Source organism: Actinacidiphila bryophytorum (assembly GCF_016916835.1).
GTDB lineage: Bacteria > Actinomycetota > Actinomycetes > Streptomycetales > Streptomycetaceae > Actinacidiphila > Actinacidiphila bryophytorum.
Map to the genome: position 1 here is coordinate 1 of NZ_JAFFIX010000086.1, position 482 is coordinate 482.

Here is a 482-nt window from a genome sequence, read left to right on the forward strand (position 1 = left end):
TCGCGTTGTCGTGCGGTGGGGTCTGTCAGCCGGTCTGGCAGGTCAGGGTGAGGGTGGGTGCGGACCCGCCGGTGCTTGCGGTGTAGCCGAAGGTGGTGCTGGCGCCCGCGCCCAACTGGCCGTTGTACGCGGCGTTCTTGGCCGTGGTCTGACCGTTCGCACTGCCCTGGACCGCGTTCCACAGGCTGGTGATCGTGTCACCCGACGGCTGCGTCCACGACACCGTCCACCCCGAGATCGCAGCAGAACCGGTGTTCTTGACCGTCACCTCGCTCTGGTACCCACCCGTCCACGAATTCACCGTGCGATACGTCGCCGAGCAACCAGAACCCGTACCACCCGTCGAACCCGACGACGTACCCGTCGAGGTACCCGTGGACGTGCCCGTGCTCGTACCCGTCGAGGTACCGGTGCTCGTACCCGTGGAAGTACCCGTCGAGGTACCGGTGCTGGTGCCGGTCGACGTACCCGTCGACGTACCG

2 protein-coding genes are annotated in these 482 nt (G+C 67.0%); one reads left to right on the forward strand and one right to left on the reverse strand.

Annotated features, from left to right (window positions below; translation table 11 throughout):
• Positions 1–25: 25 nt before the first annotated feature.
• A complete protein-coding gene (locus JT723_RS36355) occupies positions 26–268 on the reverse strand; it encodes a cellulose binding domain-containing protein (RefSeq protein ID WP_307864047.1) in 243 nt (80 codons plus the stop codon).
• A gap of 34 nt (positions 269–302) precedes the next feature.
• On the opposite strand from JT723_RS36355, the gene JT723_RS36360 reads away from it, so the two are divergent.
• Positions 303–482 (forward strand): hypothetical protein (locus tag JT723_RS36360; RefSeq protein ID WP_307864048.1); only part of this gene is annotated, 180 nt, incomplete at its 3' end.